The organism is Enterobacter cloacae complex sp. R_G8 (assembly GCF_024599795.1).
GTDB lineage: Bacteria > Pseudomonadota > Gammaproteobacteria > Enterobacterales > Enterobacteriaceae > Enterobacter > Enterobacter dissolvens.
Genome location: NZ_CP102246.1, coordinates 4715104 through 4741236, shown reverse-complemented (window position 1 = coordinate 4741236; position 26133 = coordinate 4715104). Strand labels below are relative to the sequence as shown.

At 54.1% G+C, this 26133-nt stretch carries 18 protein-coding genes, 1 tRNA gene and 3 rRNA genes; 21 read left to right on the top strand and 1 reads right to left on the bottom strand.

The window, feature by feature from the left end; genetic code table 11:
* Positions 1–548: 548 nt before the first annotated feature.
* Entirely contained in the window at positions 549–2051 is a 1503-nt protein-coding gene (gene proP / locus NQ842_RS22375) for a glycine betaine/L-proline transporter ProP (protein WP_014830333.1), read from the top strand.
* Between the two features lie 33 nt (positions 2052–2084).
* Here the strand turns inward: proP and NQ842_RS22370 are convergent, their stop codons facing one another.
* Positions 2085–3038, bottom strand: a complete 954-nt coding sequence (locus tag NQ842_RS22370; RefSeq protein WP_257256346.1) for a nickel/cobalt transporter — start codon at positions 3036–3038, stop codon at positions 2085–2087.
* 497 nt (positions 3039–3535) lie between these two features.
* Here NQ842_RS22370 and NQ842_RS22365 point away from each other — a divergent pair.
* The 20 genes from NQ842_RS22365 (at position 3536) to NQ842_RS22270 (ending at position 26133) form a co-directional block, all read left to right on the top strand.
* Positions 3536–5075: ribosomal RNA gene (locus tag NQ842_RS22365) — 16S ribosomal RNA — on the top strand.
* An 84-nt stretch (positions 5076–5159) separates the two neighbouring features.
* Positions 5160–5235 (top strand) — tRNA-Glu (locus NQ842_RS22360).
* A 183-nt stretch (positions 5236–5418) separates the two neighbouring features.
* Positions 5419–8323 (top strand): 23S ribosomal RNA (locus NQ842_RS22355).
* 69 nt (positions 8324–8392) lie between these two features.
* Positions 8393–8508: ribosomal RNA gene (gene rrf / locus NQ842_RS22350) — 5S ribosomal RNA — on the top strand.
* The 16S, 23S and 5S rRNA genes sit together here with 1 tRNA gene alongside, the layout of an rRNA operon.
* Before the next feature lie 488 nt (positions 8509–8996).
* A complete protein-coding gene (locus NQ842_RS22345; RefSeq protein WP_047360725.1) occupies positions 8997–9527 on the top strand; it encodes a fimbrial protein in 531 nt (176 codons plus the stop codon).
* A 219-nt stretch (positions 9528–9746) separates the two neighbouring features.
* Complete coding sequence (locus tag NQ842_RS22340; protein ID WP_014830336.1) at positions 9747–12221, top strand: PapC/FimD family outer membrane usher protein; 2475 nt, start codon at positions 9747–9749, stop codon at positions 12219–12221.
* Positions 12222–12262: 41 nt separating this feature from the next.
* The gene (locus tag NQ842_RS22335; protein ID WP_373371733.1) at positions 12263–13006 is read left to right on the top strand and encodes a molecular chaperone; all 744 of its coding nucleotides are present in this window, start codon (positions 12263–12265) and stop codon (positions 13004–13006) included.
* An 18-nt stretch (positions 13007–13024) separates the two neighbouring features.
* Positions 13025–14068: a fimbrial protein gene (locus NQ842_RS22330; protein WP_257256345.1), complete on the top strand. Its 1044-nt coding sequence runs from the start codon at positions 13025–13027 to the stop codon at positions 14066–14068.
* Positions 14069–14077: 9 nt separating this feature from the next.
* On the top strand, positions 14078–14626 hold the full coding sequence (locus NQ842_RS22325; protein WP_014830338.1) for a fimbrial protein: 549 nt from the start codon (positions 14078–14080) through the stop codon (positions 14624–14626).
* A 23-nt stretch (positions 14627–14649) separates the two neighbouring features.
* Entirely contained in the window at positions 14650–15309 is a 660-nt protein-coding gene (locus NQ842_RS22320) for a transcriptional regulator (RefSeq protein ID WP_047360722.1), read from the top strand.
* 89 nt (positions 15310–15398) lie between these two features.
* The gene (locus NQ842_RS22315) at positions 15399–15599 is read left to right on the top strand and encodes a DUF4762 family protein (RefSeq protein ID WP_013095127.1); all 201 of its coding nucleotides are present in this window, start codon (positions 15399–15401) and stop codon (positions 15597–15599) included.
* 114 nt (positions 15600–15713) lie between these two features.
* A complete protein-coding gene (locus NQ842_RS22310) occupies positions 15714–16331 on the top strand; it encodes a DsbA family protein (protein ID WP_182382022.1) in 618 nt (205 codons plus the stop codon).
* Between the two features lie 4 nt (positions 16332–16335).
* Complete coding sequence (locus NQ842_RS22305) at positions 16336–17292, top strand: ABC transporter (RefSeq protein WP_257256344.1); 957 nt, start codon at positions 16336–16338, stop codon at positions 17290–17292.
* Positions 17293–17294: 2 nt separating this feature from the next.
* Positions 17295–19409 (top strand): peptidase domain-containing ABC transporter, encoded by a 2115-nt coding sequence (locus NQ842_RS22300; protein ID WP_257256343.1) that lies wholly within the window; start codon positions 17295–17297, stop codon positions 19407–19409.
* Positions 19399–20550: an efflux RND transporter periplasmic adaptor subunit gene (locus NQ842_RS22295; protein WP_014830342.1), complete on the top strand. Its 1152-nt coding sequence runs from the start codon at positions 19399–19401 to the stop codon at positions 20548–20550. The genes NQ842_RS22300 and NQ842_RS22295 overlap by 11 nt, the downstream gene beginning before the upstream one ends.
* 3 nt (positions 20551–20553) lie before the next feature.
* Entirely contained in the window at positions 20554–22485 is a 1932-nt protein-coding gene (locus NQ842_RS22290) for an ABC transporter permease (RefSeq protein ID WP_257256342.1), read from the top strand.
* Positions 22482–23864: a TolC family protein gene (locus tag NQ842_RS22285; RefSeq protein ID WP_046887427.1), complete on the top strand. Its 1383-nt coding sequence runs from the start codon at positions 22482–22484 to the stop codon at positions 23862–23864. Before NQ842_RS22290 ends, NQ842_RS22285 begins: the two co-directional genes overlap by 4 nt.
* A complete protein-coding gene (locus NQ842_RS22280; RefSeq protein WP_014830345.1) occupies positions 23842–25095 on the top strand; it encodes a beta-ketoacyl synthase in 1254 nt (417 codons plus the stop codon). Before NQ842_RS22285 ends, NQ842_RS22280 begins: the two co-directional genes overlap by 23 nt.
* Positions 25092–25895 (top strand): MaoC/PaaZ C-terminal domain-containing protein, encoded by an 804-nt coding sequence (locus NQ842_RS22275; protein ID WP_013095135.1) that lies wholly within the window; start codon positions 25092–25094, stop codon positions 25893–25895. The genes NQ842_RS22280 and NQ842_RS22275 overlap by 4 nt, the downstream gene beginning before the upstream one ends.
* Positions 25882–26133 (top strand): acyl carrier protein, encoded by a 252-nt coding sequence (locus NQ842_RS22270; protein ID WP_050859778.1) that lies wholly within the window; start codon positions 25882–25884, stop codon positions 26131–26133. Before NQ842_RS22275 ends, NQ842_RS22270 begins: the two co-directional genes overlap by 14 nt.

Here is a 26133-nt window from a genome sequence, read left to right as displayed (position 1 = left end):
TTTCCATACAATGAAATTAATGTCGTGCTTTTGATTAACGCTGCTCAAAAACACGCTGGACGTTGTGTTCGGATTTATCATGCGATCATTGGAATGATGATTCAATGAAAATAAAACAGTGTTTTAGTTATCTCCATCACATATTCAATGTAAATATTCGAACCATGTTTTAATAATTAAAATTTATGTAAATCTGATGTGAAGCCGAATGGTTTTTTTGAACGTTGGGAACGGAATAATAACGTGCGTGAGGACGTGCTTTTGGGATGGTTGGGAAAGGTCTTCTGTGCCGTAATTGACAAATACTGAACGCAATTGACGATACGGAAAAATATGTGTGAAGTTGATCACAAATATAAACGCTGGTAGGGTAAAAAGGTCATTAACTGCCCAGACAGGCGTCAACAGGTTCGGTTGTATCGACGTAAAACGTCAATGTAAGTAAACCTGCTACGCTTGAATAAGGCGATTCGCATGGAGCGGATCCCCGTTGCACTGTTCACCGGGTGAACTGTGTAATGGACAGGGCTGAGTCTACGAGGAAAGCTATGCTTAGAAGGAAAAAGATTAAACCCATCACGCTTCGCGACGTCACCATCATCGATGATGCAAAACTGCGTAAAGCGATCACTGCCGCCTCGCTCGGTAATGCGATGGAATGGTTCGATTTTGGTGTCTATGGCTTTGTGGCCTATGCGTTAGGTAAAGTGTTTTTCCCCGGCGCCGACCCCAGCCTGCAGATGATTGCCGCGCTGGGTACGTTCTCGGTTCCCTTCCTTATTCGCCCGCTGGGTGGTCTGTTCTTCGGTATGCTCGGTGATAAGTACGGCCGTCAGAAGATCCTCGCTATCACCATTGTCATTATGTCGATCAGTACGTTCTGTATCGGCCTTATCCCCTCCTATGCCACGATTGGTATCTGGGCGCCGATTCTGCTGCTGCTGTGTAAGATGGCTCAGGGCTTCTCCGTCGGGGGAGAGTATACCGGTGCCTCGATCTTCGTTGCAGAGTACTCCCCGGACCGTAAGCGTGGTTTCATGGGCAGTTGGCTGGACTTCGGTTCTATTGCCGGGTTCGTCATGGGCGCGGGCGTGGTGGTGCTGATTTCGACCGTGGTCGGTGAAGAGAACTTCCTGGATTGGGGCTGGCGTATCCCGTTCTTCCTGGCGCTGCCGCTGGGGATCATTGGCCTGTACCTGCGTCATGCGCTTGAAGAGACGCCTGCATTCCAGCAGCACGTTGATAAGCTTGAGCAGGGCGATCGTGAAGGTTTGCAGGATGGCCCGAAAGTCTCCTTTAAAGAGATCGCGACCAAACACTGGCGCAGCCTGCTGGTCTGTATCGGTCTGGTGATCTCCACGAACGTGACTTACTACATGCTGCTGACCTACATGCCGAGTTATCTGTCGCATAACCTGCACTACTCGGAAGACCACGGTGTGCTGATCATTATCGCCATCATGGTGGGTATGCTGTTTGTGCAACCGATTATGGGTCTGTTGAGTGACCGCTTCGGCCGTCGACCGTTCATTATTCTGGGTAGCGTTGCGCTGTTTGCCCTTGCCATTCCGGCATTCATTTTGATTAACAGCAATGTGCTGGGCCTGATTTTTGCCGGCTTGCTGATGCTGGCGGTGATCCTCAACTGCTTCATCGGGGTGATGGCCTCTACACTGCCGGCCATGTTCCCGACGCATATCCGCTACAGTGCACTGGCGGCGGCCTTTAACATCTCAGTACTGATTGCCGGTCTGACGCCGACGCTTGCCGCCTCTCTGGTGGAAAGCACGCAGAATCTGATGATGCCCGCTTATTACCTGATGGTGATCGCGGTGATTGGATTGATTACCGGGATTACCATGAAGGAGACGGCGAACCGTCCTCTGAAAGGGGCGACGCCTGCGGCATCAGATATCCAGGAAGCGAAAGAGATCCTGCGCGAGCACTACGATAACGTCGAGCAGAAGATTGAAGATATTGACGCAGAGATTGAAGAACTGCAGAAAAAACGCTCCCGACTGGTGGACCAACATCCACGCATCAACGAGTAATAAAAAAACCCGCCGCTGGCGGGTTTTCTTTTATTAGCATCCTGCGGCGATGTAATCGCCATTGGCGCTGATGGGGATCACCGTCAGGAACAGGATGGTCGCAAACAGGATCAGAACAATCCCGCCAGCAATCTTGACCGCCGGAACCAGCCAGTTCAGCGAGGTGCTGCCGCCAAACCAGGAAACCGTACGCTCGCGGGCGTAACGCACAGCCAGCGATAGCCCCATAATCGACAGCGCGGTTCCCAGCGACATGGTCATTACCGCAGCCATTCCCCAGGTGACAATGCCCAGCGCGTTCGAGAACATCAGGATCATAATGGCCCCGCTACACGGACGCGCACCGATCGCCAGAATCACACCCAGACGGGTTTTCCAGTCACCCTGCGTCAGGTCTGCACCTGCGCCGTGATGGCCGCAGCCACACTGTTCGTCATGCTGATGAAGAGGCGTAATGGCGGAGATCCTCATCCTGCGCGGACGCAGGCTTTTCAGCGCCTGGTAAATGACAAACGCGCCGAATGCGCCAATAAGGACCGCGCTTATCTTCTCGACATACCAGCGGCTGGTACTGATATCCCCTGAAGCCAGGTTAAACCCCACCGCCAGAATAAACACAAACAGAATGGCGCTGACGCCCTGCAGCATACTGCCAAAAAAAGGGACAACCCGGGCGGCAAGGTCGCTCTCTTTATTGGTACTGAGATAGGTCGTGACAATAAATTTGCCGTGCCCCGGCCCGATAGCATGAAGTACGCCATAGAGGAAAGCGCCGGTTAAAAGCCATAATCCACCGCTGTACTGATGGTTATTAAGCTGCAGAAGGTACATCACCAGATAACGGTGCAGGGTAATTTGTGTGGCAAGGCACCACTGGATGAAAGCACCCCAGTGTGCGTGCAGAGTGAAGCCTGCAATAAGAAGCAGCAGCGTCATGAGGCCTGCGCCAGGGATCCGCCAGTCTCGGGTGAGGCGTTGTGTGGTCATGGATGTCGTCTGTCGGGGAGAATATTTGCCAATAGTATAGTTGATTATCCCCCTCAATCCGTGGGTTCTTATTGTGCTTATGCGTTGTATTGTGGATAAGTCTGTGCGTAAAAGGGTATAAAGCGGGGTTTTGCTGGGGAATACAGCAGTCAGTCATCTTTTTGCAACTTTTCGGTTGCGGTCGCCCGGGAACTCCCTATAATGCGCCTCCATCGACACGGCGGATGTGAATCACTTCACAAACAGCCCGGTCGGTTGAAGAGAAAAAATCCTGAAAATCAGGGTTGACTCTGAAAGAGGAAAGCGTAATATACGCCACCTCGCGACAGAGCGCTGAAGCGCGTCGCAACTGCTCTTTAACAATTTATCAGACAATCTGTGTGGGCACTCAAAGTGACATGGATTCTTAATGTCTTCGGACACTAAATGAATACCAAGTCTCAACGAGTGAACACGTAATTCATTACGAAGTTTAATTCATTGAGCATCAAACTTTTAAATTGAAGAGTTTGATCATGGCTCAGATTGAACGCTGGCGGCAGGCCTAACACATGCAAGTCGAACGGTAGCACAGAGAGCTTGCTCTCGGGTGACGAGTGGCGGACGGGTGAGTAATGTCTGGGAAACTGCCTGATGGAGGGGGATAACTACTGGAAACGGTAGCTAATACCGCATAACGTCGCAAGACCAAAGAGGGGGACCTTCGGGCCTCTTGCCATCAGATGTGCCCAGATGGGATTAGCTAGTAGGTGGGGTAACGGCTCACCTAGGCGACGATCCCTAGCTGGTCTGAGAGGATGACCAGCCACACTGGAACTGAGACACGGTCCAGACTCCTACGGGAGGCAGCAGTGGGGAATATTGCACAATGGGCGCAAGCCTGATGCAGCCATGCCGCGTGTATGAAGAAGGCCTTCGGGTTGTAAAGTACTTTCAGCGGGGAGGAAGGTGTTGTGGTTAATAACCACAGCAATTGACGTTACCCGCAGAAGAAGCACCGGCTAACTCCGTGCCAGCAGCCGCGGTAATACGGAGGGTGCAAGCGTTAATCGGAATTACTGGGCGTAAAGCGCACGCAGGCGGTCTGTCAAGTCGGATGTGAAATCCCCGGGCTCAACCTGGGAACTGCATTCGAAACTGGCAGGCTAGAGTCTTGTAGAGGGGGGTAGAATTCCAGGTGTAGCGGTGAAATGCGTAGAGATCTGGAGGAATACCGGTGGCGAAGGCGGCCCCCTGGACAAAGACTGACGCTCAGGTGCGAAAGCGTGGGGAGCAAACAGGATTAGATACCCTGGTAGTCCACGCCGTAAACGATGTCGATTTGGAGGTTGTGCCCTTGAGGCGTGGCTTCCGGAGCTAACGCGTTAAATCGACCGCCTGGGGAGTACGGCCGCAAGGTTAAAACTCAAATGAATTGACGGGGGCCCGCACAAGCGGTGGAGCATGTGGTTTAATTCGATGCAACGCGAAGAACCTTACCTGGTCTTGACATCCACAGAACTTTCCAGAGATGGATTGGTGCCTTCGGGAACTGTGAGACAGGTGCTGCATGGCTGTCGTCAGCTCGTGTTGTGAAATGTTGGGTTAAGTCCCGCAACGAGCGCAACCCTTATCCTTTGTTGCCAGCGGTTAGGCCGGGAACTCAAAGGAGACTGCCAGTGATAAACTGGAGGAAGGTGGGGATGACGTCAAGTCATCATGGCCCTTACGACCAGGGCTACACACGTGCTACAATGGCGCATACAAAGAGAAGCGACCTCGCGAGAGCAAGCGGACCTCATAAAGTGCGTCGTAGTCCGGATTGGAGTCTGCAACTCGACTCCATGAAGTCGGAATCGCTAGTAATCGTAGATCAGAATGCTACGGTGAATACGTTCCCGGGCCTTGTACACACCGCCCGTCACACCATGGGAGTGGGTTGCAAAAGAAGTAGGTAGCTTAACCTTCGGGAGGGCGCTTACCACTTTGTGATTCATGACTGGGGTGAAGTCGTAACAAGGTAACCGTAGGGGAACCTGCGGTTGGATCACCTCCTTACCTTAAAGAACCTGCCTTTGTAGTGCTCACACAGATTGTCTGATGAAAAGTAAATAGCAAGGCGTCTTGCGATTGAGACTGTACGTCCCCTTCGTCTAGAGGCCCAGGACACCGCCCTTTCACGGCGGTAACAGGGGTTCGAATCCCCTAGGGGACGCCACTTGCTGGTTCGTGAGTGAAAGTCACCTGCCTTAATATCTCAAAACTCATCTTCGGGTGACGTTTGAGATATTTGCTCTTTAAAAATCTGGATCAAGCTGAAAATTGAAACGACACACATGTTATGTGTGTTCGAGTCTCTCAAATTTTCGCAATCATGAAGTGAAACATCTTCGGGTTGTGAGGTTAAGCGACTAAGCGTACACGGTGGATGCCCTGGCAGTCAGAGGCGATGAAGGACGTGCTAATCTGCGAAAAGCGCCGGCGAGGTGATATGAACCCTTGACCCGGCGATGTCCGAATGGGGAAACCCAGTGTGATTCGTCACACTATCGTTAACTGAATACATAGGTTAACGAGGCGAACCGGGGGAACTGAAACATCTAAGTACCCCGAGGAAAAGAAATCAACCGAGATTCCCCCAGTAGCGGCGAGCGAACGGGGAGCAGCCCAGAGTCTGAATCAGCTTGTGTGTTAGTGGAAGCGTCTGGAAAGTCGCACGGTACAGGGTGACAGTCCCGTACACGAAAATGCACAGGTTGTGAACTCGAAGAGTAGGGCGGGACACGTGGTATCCTGTCTGAATATGGGGGGACCATCCTCCAAGGCTAAATACTCCTGACTGACCGATAGTGAACCAGTACCGTGAGGGAAAGGCGAAAAGAACCCCGGCGAGGGGAGTGAAAAAGAACCTGAAACCGTGTACGTACAAGCAGTGGGAGCACCTTCGTGGTGTGACTGCGTACCTTTTGTATAATGGGTCAGCGACTTATATTCTGTAGCAAGGTTAACCGTATAGGGGAGCCGAAGGGAAACCGAGTCTTAACTGGGCGTTAAGTTGCAGGGTATAGACCCGAAACCCGGTGATCTAGCCATGGGCAGGTTGAAGGTTGGGTAACACTAACTGGAGGACCGAACCGACTAATGTTGAAAAATTAGCGGATGACTTGTGGCTGGGGGTGAAAGGCCAATCAAACCGGGAGATAGCTGGTTCTCCCCGAAAGCTATTTAGGTAGCGCCTCGTGAATTCATCTTCGGGGGTAGAGCACTGTTTCGGCTAGGGGGCCATCCCGGCTTACCAACCCGATGCAAACTACGAATACCGAAGAATGTTATCACGGGAGACACACGGCGGGTGCTAACGTCCGTCGTGAAGAGGGAAACAACCCAGACCGCCAGCTAAGGTCCCAAAGTCATGGTTAAGTGGGAAACGATGTGGGAAGGCCCAGACAGCCAGGATGTTGGCTTAGAAGCAGCCATCATTTAAAGAAAGCGTAATAGCTCACTGGTCGAGTCGGCCTGCGCGGAAGATGTAACGGGGCTAAACCATGCACCGAAGCTGCGGCAGCGACACTATGTGTTGTTGGGTAGGGGAGCGTTCTGTAAGCCGTTGAAGGTGGCCTGTGAGGGTTGCTGGAGGTATCAGAAGTGCGAATGCTGACATAAGTAACGATAAAGCGGGTGAAAAGCCCGCTCGCCGGAAGACCAAGGGTTCCTGTCCAACGTTAATCGGGGCAGGGTGAGTCGACCCCTAAGGCGAGGCCGAAAGGCGTAGTCGATGGGAAACAGGTTAATATTCCTGTACTTGGTGTTACTGCGAAGGGGGGACGGAGAAGGCTATGTTAGCCGGGCGACGGTTGTCCCGGTTTAAGCATGTAGGCGGAGGTTCCAGGTAAATCCGGTACCTTTTTAACGCTGAGGTGTGATGACGAGGCACTACGGTGCTGAAGTAACAAATGCCCTGCTTCCAGGAAAAGCCTCTAAGCATCAGGTAACACGAAATCGTACCCCAAACCGACACAGGTGGTCAGGTAGAGAATACCAAGGCGCTTGAGAGAACTCGGGTGAAGGAACTAGGCAAAATGGTGCCGTAACTTCGGGAGAAGGCACGCTGATATGTAGGTGAAGCCCCTGCGGGTGGAGCTGAAATCAGTCGAAGATACCAGCTGGCTGCAACTGTTTATTAAAAACACAGCACTGTGCAAACACGAAAGTGGACGTATACGGTGTGACGCCTGCCCGGTGCCGGAAGGTTAATTGATGGGGTTAGCGGTAACGCGAAGCTCTTGATCGAAGCCCCGGTAAACGGCGGCCGTAACTATAACGGTCCTAAGGTAGCGAAATTCCTTGTCGGGTAAGTTCCGACCTGCACGAATGGCGTAATGATGGCCAGGCTGTCTCCACCCGAGACTCAGTGAAATTGAACTCGCTGTGAAGATGCAGTGTACCCGCGGCAAGACGGAAAGACCCCGTGAACCTTTACTATAGCTTGACACTGAACACTGGTCCTTGATGTGTAGGATAGGTGGGAGGCTTTGAAGCGTGGACGCCAGTCTGCGTGGAGCCGCCCTTGAAATACCACCCTTTAATGGCTGGTGTTCTAACGTAGACCCGTAATCCGGGTTGCGGACAGTGTCTGGTGGGTAGTTTGACTGGGGCGGTCTCCTCCCAAAGAGTAACGGAGGAGCACGAAGGTTAGCTAATCCTGGTCGGACATCAGGAGGTTAGTGCAATGGCATAAGCTAGCTTGACTGCGAGAGTGACGGCTCGAGCAGGTGCGAAAGCAGGTCATAGTGATCCGGTGGTTCTGAATGGAAGGGCCATCGCTCAACGGATAAAAGGTACTCCGGGGATAACAGGCTGATACCGCCCAAGAGTTCATATCGACGGCGGTGTTTGGCACCTCGATGTCGGCTCATCACATCCTGGGGCTGAAGTAGGTCCCAAGGGTATGGCTGTTCGCCATTTAAAGTGGTACGCGAGCTGGGTTTAGAACGTCGTGAGACAGTTCGGTCCCTATCTGCCGTGGGCGCTGGAGAATTGAGGGGGGCTGCTCCTAGTACGAGAGGACCGGAGTGGACGCATCACTGGTGTTCGGGTTGTCATGCCAATGGCACTGCCCGGTAGCTAAATGCGGAAGAGATAAGTGCTGAAAGCATCTAAGCACGAAACTTGCCCCGAGATGAGTTCTCCCTGAGACTTAAAGTCTCCTGAAGGAACGTTGAAGACGACGACGTTGATAGGTCGGGTGTGTAAGCGCAGCGATGCGTTGAGCTAACCGATACTAATGAACCGTGAGGCTTAACCTTACAACGCCGAAGCTGTTTCGGCGGACGAGAGACAGAAGATTTTCAGCCTGATACAGATAACAGAATTTGCCTGGCGGCTTTAGCGCGGTGGTCCCACCTGACCCCATGCCGAACTCAGAAGTGAAACGCCGTAGCGCCGATGGTAGTGTGGGGTCTCCCCATGTGAGAGTAGGGAACTGCCAGGCATTAATTAAGAAGAACCCCGTACCGTAAGGTGCGGGGTTTTTTGCATTTGTTTTCTCCCTCACTCTCACCCTCTCCCTGCGGGTGACTCCATCCGACAGCACAGTTTCTCCCCATGATTAAACAAATTCACATTTCCCTCTACGAAATTTCTTAATTTCCCATTTTTTATATATTTATATATGTGGTAAAAGCATCATAAATTTCAGATTATTCATGCCACTCTGCGAGATATAAGACCCTGTTTTTTGAGTCTTACGAGTTAATAATGCGTATCTATCCCACATTAAATGTATTGCTTTGTGATGAAATTGTGATTTGGTAGCATTTGAATTAGTTCGAACAAACGATGGCAATTAATATTAGGCGAGTTTCATTATTTGCATATCGTTTTAAGAACTAAACCAAGAGTTAATTTCACTCGTGTATATCATTTTTGTAGCGTGACGACTCTTTATTTCTCAGGATATTGGTAAAAACAGGATATTTTATGAAACTGAATAAAGTTGCTATGGCTGTTGCTTTGACCGCAGCTCTGAGTTCAATGTCTGCATTCGCTGATACGACGAATGGCCAGATTGAATTCCAGGGTGAACTGGTGAATACCGCATGTGGTCTGGCGCCAGGCTCAAGCCCGGTAAGCGTTGATTTTGGCCAAATTCCAGTTTCTGCACTGGCTAATGGTGCGCGCGCCGGAAATGTACATCAGAACATTGAACTGCAGCACTGTGACACCACCGTTGCACAAACAGCTGAGATAACGTACTCCCCAACCAGCGTAAACCCAACGGATACGTCTCTGGCTGCCTTCACTTCTGGTACTGCGTCGGGCGCTGGTATTGGCCTGCGTGACAGTGCCAGCCAGGACGTCGTCTGGGGTAACGCAACCACGCCTGTTCAGTTGGTTGATGGCACCAACACCATTCCGTTCGTGGCATATGTGAAAGCAGAAAGCGCAAGTGCGACCGTAACGGCAGGTTCCTTCCAGTCAACGGTTAACTTCGAGATTGCTTATCAGTAATCCGCAGAGCATCGTCAGTGCGGGAATTATCCCGCACTGTTAACGAACGAAAATAAAATGGACATTTAATGCCGCTTTATTTCACTGTCATCGCGATGGAACGATTTACGCGAAAGTCATGACGGCATTTCTCCATATTTTAATTTTAGGTATTAACAAAATAATTATAACGCAGTGGAACGCTGGGCGCTTTTAATGGATTTGTTCAGGACGGGGATCATGTCAGTAAAATTAAAAACGAATCTTACAATTATTGCTCTCCTGGTGATGAATTGCTGCTATGCAGCAATGGCGCGCGGAGAAGAGCGCGTTGAGTTTAATACTGATGTTCTGGATGCTTCAGATCGTACCCGTATTGATCTGTCACGTTTTGCGACAGATAACTATGTCACACCTGGTGATTATCTGCTGGATATCCGTGTTAACGGCCAGTCGGTAGGCCAGGAGAAAATCCGTTATGTGGAATCGCCTGAAGGCAATCGTACGCTGCCGTGTATCAGCGGTGACCTGCTGGACAAACTGGCGCTGAAAGAAGGCGCACGTTCACAGATCGCTCAAATCTATGAAAACTGCTATTCCCTGCAGCGTTTGTCGGGCGCGAAATTAAGCAACTATGCCGGCGTGCTTGATATCACCGTGCCGCAGGCATGGATGAAGTACAACGATCCTGACTGGACGCCGCCTGAACGTTGGGATGAAGGTATTGCCGGCCTGATTTTTGACTACAGCATTAACGGGCAGCTGACTCGTCAATTCAGCGACAATAAAAACTACAGCGCGATATCAGGTTACGGTCAGGCGGGAGCTAACATCGGCGGCTGGCGCATACGCGGTGAATATCAGACCAGCTACTACAGCCAGCACCATCAATCCAGTTTTGACTGGAACCAGATCTACGCCTACCGGCCGTTGCCGATGATGGCGGCAAAACTGACGCTGGGGGAGATTTACCTGAACTCGCAGGTTTTCGATACGCTGCGATTTACCGGGATTAACCTCGCCAGCGATGAGCGGATGCTGCCGCCTGCGCTGCAGGGCTATGCGCCTGAAATCCACGGTATTGCTCGCTCGAATGCCAAAGTGACCGTCAGTCAGAGCGGGCGCGTCATCTATGAAACTACCGTCCCCGCCGGACCGTTCAATATTCAGGATTTGCGCAGTTCAGTGCGCGGTACGCTCGATGTACGCGTTGAGGAGCAGGATGGCTCGGTATCGCTGTTCCAGGTGAATACCGCCAGCATTCCGTATCTCACGCGTCCGGGCTATGTTCGTTACAACCTCTCTGGTGGCACGCCGTCCCGCTATAACCACTCGCTAAAGGGACCGACGTTCCTGTCTGGCGATTTCTCCTGGGGGATCAGCAACGCGTGGTCGCTGTACGGTGGCCTGCAGTCATCGGGTGAAGCCTACACTGCAGCCTCTGTGGGTATAGGTCGTGATCTGAACGCGTTAGGGGCGATCTCTCTGGATGCCACAGAGTCGTGGAGCCGTGAGCCTGACGGCAAACGCCTGAAAGGTACCTCATATAAGTTGAGCTACGCGAAAACCTTCGATGAATACAACAGCTCAATTACGTTCGCGGGGTACCGCTTCTCACAGGAAGACTTCCGCACGATGACGCAATACCTTGATGAGCGTTATCAGGGTTATGACCATGTCGGACGCGAGAAACAGCTCTACACCATTACCGGGAGTAAAACCTTCTGGGCCGGTGAGGCGGGTAAAGCGACGACCGTCTTTCTTACCTGGACCCACCAAAACTACTGGAATCAGCGCAGCCAGGATCGATACGGCATGTCCGTGGGGCGAGCCTTCCGCATTGGCGATATCAACGGCATCAACGCCAATCTTTCTGCTTACCGTACTGATTATAAAGGGCGTAAGGACGACTCAATCTCCCTCTCGCTGTCTGTGCCGATTGGGGATAACACATGGGCGGGTCTGGACGTCCAGACCAACAACGGTAAAACCAGTCCAATGGCGTCATACACCGACAACAGCGACTTCAACAATCTGTGGCGCGTTCGCGCGGGTGCCAGTCAGAACAGTAACGCCAGCGTTGACGGCTATTACCTGCACCGTTCGCAGTGGGCGGAGATTAATACCAACGCAAGCTACCAGCAAAATGAGTTTATGGCGTTAAGCACCACTCTGCGCGGCGGCTTTACGGCGACCCGGCACGGTGCGGCGATGCATAACAGTGGCGCAACAATGAACACGGCGCGGGTCATGGTCGATACCAACGGCATTGGCGGCGTCCCACTCAATGGTGAAAAGTCCCGGACTAACCGCTTCGGTATTGCCGTTGTACCGGATGTAGTGAGTTACAACAGCTTTGATACCCGCGTAGACGTCGACGCCATGGATGGCGATATCGAACCGGCCAGAGCCATCAGTACCAGCACCCTGACTGAAGGGGCCATCGGCTATCAGGCTTTTGGGATGGCGAAAGGGATGAAAATGATGGGCACGTTGCGCCTCGTTGATAACAGCGTCCCTCCTTTTGGGGCAGAAATTTACAACGCCGATGGCGTAAGCGTCGCCATGGTGCTGGAGGACGGAAAGGCATGGCTTGCGGGCATAAACACTAATGAAACCCTGAATGTTATGTGGGGGGGCAAACAGCAGTGCAAAGTAACCGTCCCGCCTGGAGAGAACAACGGACGTTCGGACATGCTTCTGCCGTGCCGTTAATCCTTTAGTAAGCATTATCTCACTGTAATTAAAGGCTAAAAATGAGCAAGAACAGACATAGCAGATATCTTATGGCGGCGTGTGCGCTGAGCCTGGTGGCGGGCTACGCGCAGGCAGGCGTCTCCCTGGATCGGACGCGCATCATCATTACGGAGAAAGAGTCTTCGTCCAGCGCCAATTTGTCCAATACCAGCCCGGATATCCCCTTCCTGGCCCAGTCGTGGGTGGAGGATGAAAAGGGCAATAAGATCACCTCTCCGCTGATTGTACTCCCGCCGTTACAGCGAATTAATGGGGGGCAGAAAGGGATCGCGCGGGTCACTAAAACGGCTGGCATCGAAAAACTGCCGAAGGACAGAGAGAGTCTGTTCTACCTCAACGTCAGGGAAATTCCGCCAAAACCGGAAAAACCCAACACGCTGCAGCTGGCAATGCAATCACGCATCAAGTTGTTTTATCGCCCTGAAGCGGTGATCCCGAAGACAAAGGGGGAAGTTTGGCAGGATCGGGTGGTGTTCCAGAAAAGCGGCAGCGAAATGACCGTGCAGAATCCTACGCCTTACTACGTGACGATCCTCAGCCTGACCAAAGGAGACGGGGTGAAGATCACCCGTTTCCCGGGGATCATGGTTGCGCCTAAATCGAGCCAGACGTTTGCGGTAACGGACGCCGGTGTCAGTCAGTTTTCTATGAAGTTTGTGAATGACTATGGCGGGCATCCGGAGCTGAAATTCCGTTGTGATGGCAATACCTGTAAGGCGTTACCCCCTGCCCAGCAGGGTTAACAAGGAAGGAGCCTGACAATGCAACATCCTTATCCTTATGCCGCTCTTCTGGCGATGTGTGCGCTCGGATTTTCCGGGGCGGCGCGCTCTGTGGTGGACGGTGAAATTAAGGCGGTAAATGGCACCTATGAATACCTGATCAACATTAGCAATCATGATATTACCAGTAATCAGGTCGGTGCTGTCGTTATCGACGAATTTGATCTGGCAGGGATGTTTCAGGGCCGCGCGTACTGCGCGCAGCCGATGATAAGCCAGCCGGTCTATTACACGTCGCAGGCAACGTTAACCCAATCAGGAATGACGGCGGGTTACCTCAAGCTGAATGACTACATGGACGTCAAAATCGAGATCTACATCGGCGGTAATCTACAGCAGTACAAAACCGTACCCTTCGATAACGTCTCCAATAACGTCAATCAGAACTACTGCAACCCCCCCAGCACCATACTGGACAACCAGTTTGCCTCCGGTGCGAAGGGGAAAGTGACCTTTATGATCACCAGGCCCATTATCAACGGGGTCAACTTGCAGGGGTCAGAAATCGCAACACTTTATGGACGACTGGGGCCGGGTGCAATGGGCCAAACGCCACTGTCGCGCGTCACCATCGCTTCAGGCGTCATCACCGTACCGGATAAATGCATCGTGAATCAGGGAACGCCCATTGTCGTCGACTTCGGCAACATTCCGGGGACGGGCAGTCGGCTGGATGGTATCAATTACAGTCAAAACGTACCGATTCACGTCAAGTGCCAGGGCGGCAGTTTTTCCCAGGGAGAGCTGAATATCAAGCTGGGGATCCAGCAAGCTAATCCAGCATTCAGTGACGGTAAATACCTGAGTACGCAGGGAGCCGTCGACCGGTCTGAACTGGGGATCGCGCTGCGTGATAGCAAGGGTAATCCTGTGGTGCCAAACACGTTCTATAACGTGCCGGGATTTTCCCACAACGAAGGTGACTGGAACCTGATCGCCGCGCCGGTGGCCAAAAACACTACCTCGGTTATTCCAGAAGGCGAGTTCCATGCGTCGGCGACGGTTGTGGCTGAATTCCAGTAAGGAGGGAATATGCATCGCATGATAATCATCCTCACCTGTTATCTCACGGTATTCGCTGCGGCACCCGCCTGGGCGCGGGGGGAGTTGATCGGTGGCGATCTTAGCTTTAAAGGCGTTGTAATGGCTTACCCGTGCAGTATTGCGCCAGAGTCGGGTCGGATCCTGGTGGATTTTGGTGAGGTATCAACAAAGTCATTGTATATAAACGGAAAAACGACACCGGTTCCGTTCGCGATTAAATTGCAGGACTGTAATCCGAACGTCTTTAACGCGGTGACGGTAACGTTCAGCGGCATCGCCAACGCCAATATGGCGGACCGGCTGGCCATCAACGCAACAGCGCCGGGTAATGCGGGCGGGGTAGGGATTGGATTGCTGGAGGAGGATGATACTCCCGTGCGCCTGAATGTCGCCACCCGTCCCACTCTCATCAACGACAACCTGTTACGGCTAAGCTTCCAGGCTTTTGTTGAAGCGGAACCCGATGCCGTGGCAAGCGGAACGTTAACTACCGGGCCATTTACCGCCACTGCACATTATACGTTGGATTATCAGTAGCGGCGTTAACCGGGAGCTGCGACATGAGATATCAGTTCTTTCTTTACGATAAAAATATTTTTTATTCGCAAGGAATTAAAATGGTTATTACCAGTTTACTCGCAGAACAAGCGGACGTTTTATATTCCTTAACGGATGATTACGATCAGCTCCTTGTTCAATTACAGCGTCAGGTTAATGACGAGGGTTGCATGTGGATCCTCTGTGATTTAGACAGCCTGCCGCGAGAGCGGCTTCACACGCTGCAATTAATGAAAGAGTTCTATCAGCAGGAAAATAAAAGCCTGATTATTCTCTTAAGCAAACATAATATGCCTCTTTTTTTTGCGCTGTATTCGCTTTTGCCCACCGCGCACTGGTTGCTCAAAACTGAAAATATGGAGAGCATCACGCCTTTTTTTCAGCGTCTGTTGGATAAAACACGTCAGGGATGCTGCTTTAGCGCATCGCTGGTCAACTATACGAAAAAAAAACTTTATGACCGGAGCGTGGAGCCCACGATTTCCGGGAGTGAGTGGTGGTTGATGGAAGAGCTATTTAAGGGAAAATCCCTGTCGCAAATATCAGACGAAGTAAACGTCGACATTCGTCGCTTGAGCTATATCAAACGCCATTTAATGAAGAGGTTGAATATCAGAAGCAATATCGCTTTATTCTCCGCGTTTCGCGGCATTATGCCCTGAATCCGTGAGCCACATTTTCGGTAGAACGCATTACCGATTTAACAGTGCAATATATTGCACGCCATTAACCCGAAGTAAGGAGAACGGAAATGAAAAAACTGACCGCATTTGAAGCCGCGAGGATTGTGGGGGGAACCTGCAAGACGTGTGAAATCACGTATCAAAACGTCACCGTTGGTGGCGTCACCTCCTGTAAGCAGATCACCACCTGTACAGATAAGCATGGCTGTACGACCACAATGAGAGATGCTGATTCCAGCAAATGCGGTGGGATCCCTAACCGCTATTAACATCGACATTGCCTGGGGACTGAACACCCTCAGGCTCTTATTTTCTACCGAGAGAATACGATAGTGACTACCTGTACGCGCAAAACCGCGATCGGTTATTCGATCTTTCTGATTATGATTTCCGTTTTGATTACGGTACTTTGTTACCATATTTTTGTTTTTAAAACTTTTACGAGAGATGATTCGCAGACGCAGGCATTTCGCGAGGTCAGCCCCGACATGCAGGCGAACAGTCCGATTAAAAATGAGCGCAGTATTATCGAAGTTATGTCTTATGGTTGCCATTATTGTGCGGCAAACGAAGAGAACCTCGCGGAATTTAGCCGTACTCTGCCGCCGGACAGCACATTTACCTCTATTCATATTGCTGGCGAGGATAATGGTCTTGCAGCCTATGCACCGCTTTTTGCGACGCTGGAAGTGATGGGGATAGAAAAGCAGATTCGCGACAGTGCGTATAACGCCATTATCACACGCAACGTCGATTTGACGGATGAAAAAAAACTGAACGGTTGGTTAGTCAAAAATAATATTGATGCCGTCAAGTTTAATACGTTCAGGCTAAGCAAGGCGGTAAAAGAACGTCTCAGCGAAATGGCGGCCATTACTGCTTATTATGATATCAACGCCACCCCGATGTTTATTATTAATAAACGCTATGTTGTTGCTCAGGATCGCGAGTTCCCGGCGTTTGCTCAGCGCATTCGGGAATTGCTCGAAGAGGATAAATAATCCCGTGGTCAGATTATTCATAATCTGGAGCGTGTTGAGTTTTAAAAACAGCACGGGAAAGATTGAAGACATTCAGCAAAGGCTTACTCAGTGCGGTGTTTTTTTTCTGAGGAAAATAGTGCGCGTCGTGCCTCTCCCTGTGACGCTGACCGTGGCGAAGGGACTGTGCGCAACGCGACTGTTCGGGCGTGCGTTTCGCTTGCGTAACGCGGTGGCGAATGAAAACGTTCGTTGCCTGACCGGGCAAAAGGTCCGCCTGAACGTGGCCTGGCTGACAGTACGGCGACGCCTGCTGGAAGAGGCCGCCACCTGGGCGCAAAACCCGGCGCTGCTTCAGCAAATGCGTATTTGTGCAGCGGAACTCAATGCGGTGGTTACACCGCTGTACCAACAAAACGCACCCTACATACTGGCGCCGCTCCATACGGTGTCTGACGTACTCGCTGCCATCATTGGTGCCAGCGTCACGCCGGGGAAAGCGAGCGTGGTGGTCTCGTCCAGCGCGGAGCTTTACAGCGCCCCCGCCCGTGCATTAGGCGGCGTAGCACTTGACTACTGTTCAATCCACCAGGAAAACAAAACGCTTGCCAGCAACCTGATGGATCTCATCACCGATGTCGCCGCCGGGCAGCGGAACATGATTATTTTCCCCGATATCACCCCCGACTATACCTCGCAGGCTGAAGGGACGCTGGTGGCGAAACAGCCGTGTCGTTTATTTGGTCGCAGCGCCAGGTTGCACGGTGGTCTGGTACGTCTTTCCGGGGCGATAGCTGCGCAGGTCGTGTTTTATCACCTGAGCTATGACAACCGCCTGCGCATTCACATTCATCCGCCGGTGAGCAACCAGCATGTTGCCAGCGCGCTGCCCGACATCATTGAATCTACCCTGCGAGCGTCCCCGCAGGAGTGGCTCCTGTGGCACAGCCATTCTCTCTACTTTATTAATCACTCACGATAACAATGAAAAACACGATCCCGAATCTGATCTTTCAGGAAGAGACTAACGAGTGCGGACTGGCGTGCGTAGCAATGCTGGCACAAACGCAGGGACAGACGATCTCACTGGAAACGCTGCGCGACATTTTTCCAGCCTCCGACCACGGTACGTCGCTGGACACGCTGATGGCCATTCTGGCGCGGTTGGGCATTGCGACGGCCCCTGTGCTGTTCGAGCATCACGAACTCAGTGAACTCCCGCTGCCAGCCATTTTGCACTACGGCGCGAGCCACTATGTCCTGCTGGCCTGGCGTAAAGGCAACCACGTCTGCGTGATGAACCCGGCGATTGGCGAGCAGTGGCTGCCTTTTGCCGCGCTTAAGCAGGAGATCAGCGGCTATGCCCTGATAGTGGAGCCAGAGCAGAGGCTGGCTGCAGATCCCGCGCTGGCGCGACCGACAGCGGGACAGAGCATGCCTCGGGTGATGAGCATGCAGGAGACGGCGGATATGCCGGGCATATATCGGCTGATGCTGCTGACCTTCATGGTGTCGTTAACGCTGTTTCTGATGCCCACGATGGTGAGTAGTGCCATCAATAAAGCTTTCTCCAGCGTTGAGAGCAGCGGCTTCCCGTACGGCTGGTTTATTCTGGCCTTTGTGGTCTCTTCGCTGATGGCGCTGGGGGTTCGGGCGATCGCCGAGCGCTACATTAAACGCTTTGTGCTGATCCACAGCGGTGTCGGCTTTTCTCGCCTGCTTCAAAACCCCCTCCGTTTTTTTGAAAAACGCGCGCCGGGGGAGATCTTCAGCCGCTTCACGGCCTGGCAGATGGGCCTGCTGCAGAAGATCGAACTGGATAATGGTTTGCGTTCCGATTGGGTGATCGGTGCGATCGCGCTGGCGATCATGTTCTGGATCGCGCCCATCCTGGCGGCGATCTCCGCCATCGGCGTGACGGTGATGGGGATCATCAGCGTCTGGGCCGTGATCCGCGATCGCTGGTTTACCCAGCAGCTACAGCTGAAAAGCGCTGCGCTGAATGATTTTTTCATGGAGACCCTTCAGGGCATATTGACCGTCAAAACCGCCGGGCTGGAAGGGCAGCGTCAGGCGCAGTTTGCCGCCTTAAGCTGCGAACTCTACACATGTCTACAGCGCCAGAAGGTCTATCAACAGGTGAAAGAAGGGCTCTATCAGCTATGCGGCAGCCTGGAGATGGTGGCGTTTATGCTGGTGGTACTGCCGATGGTCCACGGCAAGCAGATCTCGCTGGGCGATTTTTTTGCCTACAGCTTCCTGCGGCAAATCTTCACGTCCTACGTCACGCGGATCTTCTACGCCATCATCCAGAAAACGCAGCTGCACGTGATCGACACCCGCGCACATGCCCTCTTTGCTCCAGGAGGAGAACGCGCGCCCGCGTCGCTGACCGCGGTACCGGCAGCGGATACAACGCCTGCTTTGGCCTTTGAGGCGCTTGGCTACGGGTATGACCCCGCTGTGCCCGTCCTTTCATCCGTCTCATTCTCGCTGCCGGCGGGTGAGCAGATCGCGATAGTCGGGGAGTCGGGGGCCGGTAAAAGTACCTTACTTCGGCTGATCGCCGGGCTGTTTTCGCCTCAGGCAGGAGGATGTTATGCCGCCGGTCGCGCGCTGCCTGCCGCGCAGCTGGCGCAGTATGTCTGTTTGCAAAGCCAGGAGGACATTCTTTTTAACGCCTCGGTGCGTGAAAACATCACCTTATTCGACGCGCACTACCGCGAGCGTGACCGCGGACGGGTTGAGGCCCTGCTTGATGCTCTCATGCTGGGTGACGTGGTGCGTGCATTGCCGGGTGGGCTGGATGCTCTGATCCGCGAAAGCCACGCGGCGCTCTCTCTCGGCCAGCGTCAGCGCCTGTTGCTGGCCCGCGCGTTGTACAGCTCACGTCCGGTGTTATTGCTCGATGAGCCGACGGCCAATCTTGATGACGAAACCGCGGCAATCGTCATGGCAACGGTTCACGCCCACTGTCGCAGGGCCGGTAAGTCGTTGATTGTTGTCACGCATAGCGAGCAGGTTTTATCGGGCTTTCAGCAGGTTTACCACCTGGTCGACGGCAGGCTCAGCCTGCGGGAAGGGAGTGATGAAGCATAAATCTCGCTGGGTGATGCTGGGCTGTGGTCTGGCGTTTGCCGCCGCGATGGCGGGCGTCTGGGTGTCTATGGCCTCGCCCTCACCACATACGCGTTTACCCGTGGACACTATCGGCACCGGCGATATCGAAAAGGTGGTGCTGGTGACGGGGATCCTGAAGCCAGCGGTACAGGTTAACGTCGGTGCGCAGGTCAACGGACAGCTGCGTAAATTGTATGTTCGCCAGGGAGAGCGCGTGAAGAAAGGGCAACTGCTGGCAGAAATCGACCCGACGTTACAGGAATCGGAACTCAGGAATACAAAGGCGCAGCTTGCCAGCGCCCGAGCGCAAAAGCGCTCTGCGCAGGCAATGTTGCTGCGCTACCGTCAGGAGCTGGACCGACAGCGCCTGATGCAGCGCGACGGCTCGGGGGTGCGCAGTGAGTTTGAGCAGGCCAGATCGCAATACGCTGTGCAGGTGCAGCAGATAGCGGTGAGCGAGGCGCAGATTGCACAGGCTGAAATGGCGGTGAAAACGGCGCAGGCCAACCTCAGCTATACCCGCATTGTCGCGCCGGTCGACGGCGAGGTGCTGGGTATTGTGACCCGTGAAGGTCAGACCATCGTTTCTTCGCAAACGGCGCCGACCATCCTGGTGTTGGCGGATCTCGATACGATGCAGGTGCAAACGCGTATTTCAGAAGCGGACGTCCAAAAAATTCATCCCGGCCAGCCGCTCAGTTTTTATGTCATCGCTAATCCGAATAAACGCTACGCCAGTACCATGGGCTATGTGCAGCCTGCGCCGCAGGACGCGATGGAGGCGTCCGGTGAGAGAGGAATGGGCGGGAACGCGCAGGCGATGGCAGTCTACTACACCGGCACGTTCGAAGTGCCTAACGCCGGGCGTGAGCTCAAAACATCCATGACGGCACAGGTATTTATTCAGATCGCCAGGGCCAGCAATGTCCTGCGTGTTCCGGTTGCCGCACTGGGCCAGGCGCTGGATGCCGATCGTTACACCATCACCACCGTTAAAGATGGAAATACGCAGTCCCGCACGATCCGCATTGGCATTCAAGATCGGCAGTACGCCGAAGTGCTGGAAGGGCTGCAGGCGGGCGAACAGGTGGTGCTGGCGCAAGAGACGGAGCGAGGATAGCGGATGGAGCCGATTATCGTATTACGGCGGGTGTGCCGACGATTCCACGCGGGCACTCAAATGTTAGCGGTGCTGAGTGATATTTCACTGACCTTTCATCGCGGTGAAATGGTGGCGATTGTGGGGGCATCCGGCTCGGGTAAGTCCACGCTGATGAACATCATTGGCTGCCTGGACAAGCCCACGTCCGGAGAGGTCCTGATCAACGGTACGCCCGTGCATAACGCGGATAGCCTCTACCTTGCCGATCTGCGCAGCCGTTACCTGGGATTCATTTTTCAGCGCTATCACCTGATGCCGTATCTGACCGCAGAAGAAAACATTGCCATTCCCACGCTGTACACCGCGATGTCGGAACAGGAGCGTACCGCCCGTGTGCAGAGGTTAGCTGTTCAGCTCGGGCTAGAAAACCGTCTCCAGCACCGTCCAGCGGAGCTGTCGGGTGGACAACAGCAGCGGGTGAGCATTTGTCGGGCATTGATCAACGGTGCACACATTATCCTGGCAGACGAACCTACCGGCGCGCTCGACAGTACCCGCGGTAAGGCTCTGATGGGCGTGCTGCATCAACTGCATGCGTCAGGGCACACGGTGATTATCGTTACCCATGACCGCGATATCGCCCGACAGGCGCAGCGCATTATTGAGATTAGCGACGGGCGAATCATCAGCGATGTACGGCACGCTGAGGTTCATCCCTCAACGCTGCTGCCTGAGCAGGACAACGGCCGAGCGTCGCTGGCGAGCCGTTTTCGCGAGTCGGTTCATATGGCCTGGCGTGCACTGCTTGGGCACCGGATGCGCGCGTTTCTTTCCATGCTGGGGATCATCATTGGCATCGCGTCGGTGGTGTCGTCAATGGCCGTAGGGGAAGGCGCGCGGCGGGCGATCGTGGATGAGATAGGCAAGCTGGGAAATACAACACTTGAGATCCGCCCGGGCACCGGATGGGGCAACGCGCGTCCGGACATGGTGCGCGCGCTGTCGATGGAAGACGTGCGCAGTTTGCAGGCGCTGCCGTGGGTGATGGGCGTCTCGCCGGTCGCCAGCAGCACTGCACTCGCGGTGCGCAAAGGTCTGGATTCCTCGATGATGCTGTCAGGGGTATCACAGGACTTTTTCACCCTGCAAGGGCTGCGCGTTGTTCAGGGTAATGGCTTCACGGCGCGCGATGTTGCGGAAGGTGAACCGGTTATGATCCTGGATGAAACCGGGCGAGATACGCTGTTCCCCGGTGGGGAAAATCCGCTCGGTGCACTTGTGCAGATTGCCGGTGCGCCGTGGCGCGTGATCGGCGTGGCCACTCGACCCGGGCCGAAAGTGGTGGGGGGCTTCATGGCGGCGTGGGTTCCGCATACTGCTTTGCAGCAGCGGCTGACGGGGCAAATACCGCTGGAGTCGCTGGTGCTGCGTTTTCAGCCGCCGCTGACATCACAGGAGGCCGCGCAGCGTGTGGAGCGCCACCTGCTGCGGGAACACGGACGAAAAGATTTCTTTATACAAACCGACGATCGGCTGGCGAATGCCATGCAAAAAACGTCGGACTCCATGTCGCTTCTGATTACAGCGATCGCGGCTATCTCGCTGCTGGTGGGCGGCGTGGGTGTGATGAATATCATGCTGGTGTCAGTGACGGAGCGGACGCATGAAATCGGCATTCGATTATCCGTGGGGGCCCGACCCGCAGACATCATGAACCAGTTTCTCATTGAGGCGGTGATGATCTGCGTGCTCGGTGGCCTGGTGGGGGTGTCAGGCGCCTGGCTGGCAGGGCATATTTTTGCCTTCGTGACGGACGCCTTTTCAATGGTATTTACCGTATTCCCGGTGCTGATGGCCTGCGGTTTTTCTGCTGCGATCGGCCTCACGTTTGGTTATTTCCCGGCGCGCAGCGCGGCTCGCCTTAACCCTACGGAGGCGCTGGCTCGCGAATGACTCGATACCTCTTTTTAGCCGTACTGCTACTCCTGGCGGGTTGCCGCGCGATGACCCGCAGCGACTACCAGCGCCCGCTGCTGTCATTGCCCACACAGTGGCCCACGATGGCGGAAAAGGGAACGGAAAACGGCTGGCGTTTTAGCGATCCCCGCCTGTCTCGGGTGATTGAACAGGTACTGGAAAGCAATAACGATCTTGCAGCGGCAGCCCTCACGCTGCAGCAAGCACGCGTTGCGGCAGGGCTCACCAGCACCAACATCTCCCCCGACGTCAGAGTGAGTGGAGCCGCCAGTAACAGTAAAAATGTGCGTCGGGGAGCACCTCCACAGGAGAACTACAGCGGCAGTGTTGCCATCGCCTGGGAGTTGGACCTGTGGGGAAAACTGGCGCGCACCCGGGAGCAAAGCGAATGGCAGGCCAGGGCAAGCGAGCAGGATTACCGTGCAACCGTTCTCTCAACGATGGGCCTCACCGCTCAGCTTTACTGGCGTATCGCCTTGTATAACCAGCAGATCCGCCATCAGCGTGACGGTCTGGCTGTCTCTGAACAGACCGTGCAACAGGTGTCCTCATGGTTTAACGCCGGAAAGGTGGGGAAACTTGATGTTCTGCAAGCACAGCAGGCGCTGCTGGCGCGGCAAAATCAGCTCAGAACGTTGGTTCAGCAGCGCCAGAACACACGCAGTGCGCTGGCACTGATGCTCAACAGGCCGGCGGAACAACATGCCGAAGAATTGCGCGAGCTGGACGTGCATCAGCAGGTGCCTGTGGCACAAAAAACGCCGCTACGGGTGATCGCTCAGCGGCCAGATATTCAGGCTGCTGAGTCGCGCCTGCGCGCCGCGCTTGCGGGTTACGACGCGGCTCGCCTGCAGTTCTACCCCACGCTTTCTCTTGATGCGTCTCTGAATGCCGGGAGCCAGGTTTTTAGCCAGTGGTTCCGCGATCCTATCCGTACGACAGGGGCCGCGCTGGCCTTGCCGTTTATCCAGTGGAACACCCGTCAGCTCACCGTCGCGCAGGCGGATTTAGCGATAAAACAGGCCGCGATCGCGTTTCGTTCTACCGCCTATACCGCACTCGCTGAAGTTGATGAGGCTATGGAATACCGGCTGAGTGCAGATGAGCAACGCAGCCGACTCCATCAGTCGCTGGCGCTTAGCCAGCGGCGATTATCCCTTACGGAAAGCCGTTATCGCGCAGGAGCGGTGGATTTCCAGACGCTGCTCAACGCGCAGGACGATCTGCTGAACACAGAGAACGCCCTCGCGCAAACCCAGTACGACTACCTTTACGCCACGCTGCAGCTCTGGCTGGCACAAGGGGGCGACACGCAAAACAGGATAATGAAAGATGAAGCTGAAAAATGGAGATAATCGGGTGGTTGTTACCGGCTATGGGGCCGTTACCCCCCTTGGCGTGACGGCTGGTGAGAGCTGGCAGGCGATCATGGACTATCGGCTGGGCTATCGCTACGTCGATTACACGGCGCGGAATATCAAAACCCATTTTCTCGGGCTGGTGGACAACGAACCCAGCCTGATTGGGGTTCCTGCCGCCGTCAGACGCCGTCTGCCGCGTTTTGCCCGACTCACGTTTGGCGCGGCGCGTCAGGCCATGGCGATGGCTTTTGGCGGCCAGCCACCGCAGGAGTTCTATAGCCCGCTAGACTGCGGCGCGATCATGGGGACCGGCTGGGGAGGGCTGGACGAAAGCTACGATGCGCAGAGCGATTTTTCGGCAACGGGCTTCGCCTCGCCGTTTAACTGTTTTTATTCGATGCCTAGCGTCACCACTGCCGCCTGTAGCCAGTTCTGGGGGCTCAACGGCTTCCAGAACACCGTGGTAGCGGCCTGTGCGACGGGAACCATCGCCATTGGCGAAGCCTACGAGGTGATCCGCACCGGCAGAGCGCAGATGATGCTGGCGGGGGCCGGGGAGTCGCTGACCAGTCCCTGCGCGATCTGGAATATCGACGTATTAGGGGCGTTAAGTAAAGAAACGCAGGATCCGCAGCGCGCCAGCTGTCCTTTCAGTGCCCACCGTAATGGGTTCGTGCTGTCGGAAGGGGCGGCGGTACTGTGTCTGGAGTCGCGCGAGGGGGCGCTTGCGCGCGGAGCGACCATTCTTGGCGAAATTACGGGTTACGCCAATTTCTCTGACGCCTGGGATTTTACCTCGCCCGCTGAAGACTGCCTTGCGCGCGTGCAAACTATCATCTCCGCGCTGCGGCAGGCCGGACTTGAACCCGAGCACCTGGACTATATTAACGCTCACGGTACCTCGACACCGCTCAATGACATCAACGAAACGCAATCGCTAAAAATGGCGCTGGGAGAGGCGGTCTGGACTGTTCCCATTTCCAGCACAAAGTCTTACTCCGGGCACTTAATTTCAGCCGCAGGCGCGTTCGAGAGCATCGTCTGCCTGCAGGCCATTGCCAGCGGCATTATCCCCGCGACGACCAATTTTCAGCATGCGGATGAGTGCTGTGATCTGGATTATGTCGTTGAAGGGCATCGTCACGCCACTATCCGCCGTACGCTCAACCTGAGCTTTGGGTTTGGTGGCGCAAACGCGGCGTTGATTCTGGAGAAACATTCATGATGACGCTGCGTTACAGCCAACAGGATGCGCGGCTATGGGCTGCATTTTCAGGGGATTACAACCCCGTGCATTTTGATAAAGCCTGGGTGAAATCGCAGGGTGGAAGCCGGCTCAGCGTGCACGGTATGCGCGCCCTGCTGGATGTCAAACGGTTCATCAGTCCGGAAGTTCGCCGCTCATCCTTTCTGAAGTGTACCGTGCGGTTGCGCAGGCCGCTGTGGCGGGATACCACTTATCTTCTGATGTGCGATCCCAACAAGCCTGTTTCAGCCTCCGTGTACGATCTTACCGCTCAAACGGTCTGCCTTTCATGTGCTATCGCGCCGGTTAACCTTTTTGCTGTGGCAGAAGCAGAAAGTCAGCGAGAACTCGGCGCATCAACCATTGCCGCGCTACATCAGACGTTTTTGCCCCTGCTTCCCCACGCACAGCAGTGGCATTTTCTTGATGCCCTGCTGTTTCGCCATCTTCTTCAGGATACCGCGCTGTTACATCAGAAAGACATCGCACCGCTGATACCGTCTGGCCATACGCTGGAGGCGTTGTTTACCCGCTATCCCGTTGTCCAGACCCATCAGGAGGTTGTTTTTGACAGCCATCTGCTCGCGCCCTGGCAGACGGTGCCTTTACCGGAACCGCTTGAGATAGAGACATTACCCGCCACGGTGGTTGGCGATCTTAGATATGGCGCAGTGGTGCGAATTGCTGCGCAAACCCGCTATCAACAACACTACATCAGCAGTGCCGTGACGCTGAAAGTTGGCCCGCTGACAAAAGGAAATGCAAATGAACTCGTATGAAATCATCTACAGCAAAATCAGCGAAATGATTGCTGATGCAAAAGATCTGCCGCTGGAGGCGCTGACACCAGACAGGACGCTGCCGCAGCTGGAACTTGACAGCCTCGATTATGTTGAACTGATGGTACTGGCGAAACGCGAGTTTAACGTGACGCTTACGGCCGAAATGTTTATGAAAAAGCCGCATATGACCCTTCGCGATTTGAGTCTGTACATCGACCTGGAAATGGCTGGCTGA